The 2,019-nt window shown below is 60.8% G+C and carries 2 protein-coding genes; one reads left to right on the top strand and one right to left on the bottom strand.

Features of this window, described 5'->3' with window-relative positions:
* On the bottom strand, positions 1-809 hold an 809-nt coding region (locus GO014_RS18855; protein ID WP_246204742.1), incomplete at its 3' end, for a helix-turn-helix domain-containing protein.
* Between the two features lie 129 nt (positions 810-938).
* Here GO014_RS18855 and GO014_RS18850 point away from each other — a divergent pair.
* Positions 939-1,877, top strand: coding sequence for a phytanoyl-CoA dioxygenase family protein (locus GO014_RS18850; RefSeq protein WP_157291816.1), 939 nt, complete (start codon positions 939-941; stop codon positions 1,875-1,877).
* Positions 1,878-2,019: the final 142 nt, after the last annotated feature.

Here is a 2,019-nt window from a genome sequence, read left to right as displayed (position 1 = left end):
TGGGCTTTAAACTGGCGGTTGAAGTTGGCCAGCGAGGGATAGCCGACGGCTTCGGCGATAAAGCCGATGGGTTCGTTGGTGGAGGAGAGACGGGAGCAGGCGTCGCCGATGCGGAGGCCGGCGACGTAGTCGGTGATGCTGACCTGCGTGTGCTTGACGAACATGCGGTGAAGGCCCGAAACGCTGAGCGCGGCGATTTCGGCCAGTTCTGGCATGCTGGTCGGGCCGACGTAGTGTTGGTGGAGGTGCGCCAGGATCCGATCCAACCGCGAGCGGCCGCCTTCAACCTCCTGGGGCACTGCATGGGAAAGCGGGTGCGCGCTGCTGTCTTCGGCGAGGCGATCCAGGATCGAGAACAGGGCAAGCAGTCGTTGCACCGGTGGCAGGTCGAACATAGCGCGGAAGTCAGGGGCCAGGGCAAGGCCGGTTTCCCGGGCAAAGGCGAGGCCGCCGAGCGAGCGGTTCATCAGGTCCTTTACCGGTTGCAACTCGACCGAGCCGGCGATCAGGCCTTCGATCCATTCCTTGCGGAACCAAAAGACCAGGGCAATGTGCGGCTCGGTATGGTCGAGCTTTTTGCGCGAGGCCCAGGTATGGGGCAGGTTCGGTCCGACGAGGACAAGGTCAGCATCGCCGTAGCTGCCGACATGGTCGCCGATGAAACGCTGGCCCTGTGAATTGAGCGTCAGGGTTAGTTCGAATTCGGGGTGATGATGCCATTGGAAGGGTATGGCGTCGTCCAACCGCCGTTTGAGCATGGTCCACGAGGCGGTGTTCGGCGTCGACAGATGTTCACGATAGGCGCGCATCGGGCATGCTGATCCCACTAGACGCCAGAATAGTACCAAAATACGCATGACCAGCACAACATGGGCGCTGCGCAGCCGCTAACCTCACCATCATCCGCCTCCGAGGGGAGTTCGACATGGGAGAGTTACATGCAGCAGGCCACGCAGTTGAAACGCGACAGCCATCCGACCACCGTTGCCACGACGCAGCTCAAGGACATCGAGAAGACCTTGCCGCTGCGCGTTTTATCGAGGGACGATTGGGAGCATTGGACGACGAAGGGCTACGTGATTGTCCGGCAGGCGGTGCCTGCGGCCAATGTGGAGCGGCTCGTCGACTTGCTCTGGAAATTTGACGAGAAGGATCCGAACGATCCTTCCACCTGGTATGCGCCGCAACGGCGCGAGCACAAGATGAAGGAGCTCAACAATACCGGAATGCTGGAGATCTATAATCACCAGTATCTGTGGGACAATCGCATGGAGCAGCGAATCTACGACGCGTTCGTGGATATCTGGGATCGGGAAGACCTCTGGGTCACCATAGACCGGGCCAATCTCAATCCGCCCAAAAAGGTCAAGGGCAACCCCAATGGTTTCATCCACTGGGATGTGGATACGTCGATCCAGCCGTTGCCGATCGGCGTGCAGGCCGTGCTCAGCCTCAAGAAGCAGGACGGCGATGTCGGCGGCTTCCAGTGCGTGCCGTATCTGTTCGAGCACTTTGAGGACTGGGTGCAGACCCAGCCGGACGATCGCGATCCGATGCATCCCGATATGACGGGGCAGAGCGCCGTCAATATCGACATGGAGCCGGGCGATCTGATGATCTTCAACTCCCTGCTGGCGCATGGGGTGCGCCCCAACCATTCCGACGGCCGCGTGCGCATGGCGCAGTATATCTCCATGCATCCGGCGGAATGGAACAATGAGGCCGAGCGGCAGGAGCGTATCCGGCTCTGGCGCGAGCTTGATCATCCGCAGCGCGATGCCTTTCCGGGTGACCCGCGCGACTGGGAGAAGCACAATGCGACGACAGCGGAGCTGACGCCGCTTGGTGAAAAGCTGCTTGGCTTGAGCCGCTGGTAAACGTGCGAGCCCCGCTACTGCATAGCGGGGCTCGACAGCTTTTCAGCTATTTCGTCCATAACCTGCCAGTCTACCACCCTGTCGCCGCCGCCTGGGTTGGGTAAGCAGACTGGCAGCTCTCGGGAAGTCTTGGTTGCAGCCT

Origin of the sequence: Devosia marina (genome assembly GCF_009758415.1) — a bacterium.
Taxonomy (GTDB): domain Bacteria; phylum Pseudomonadota; class Alphaproteobacteria; order Rhizobiales; family Devosiaceae; genus Devosia; species Devosia marina.
This window is presented reverse-complemented; position numbering and strand designations above follow the sequence as displayed.

What these genes read in the sequence shown, in the direction of transcription:
- GO014_RS18850 (WP_157291816.1), top strand. Translation starts at nt 939, where the DNA reads ATGCAGCAGGCCACGCAGTTGAAACGCGACAGCCATCCGACCACCGTT.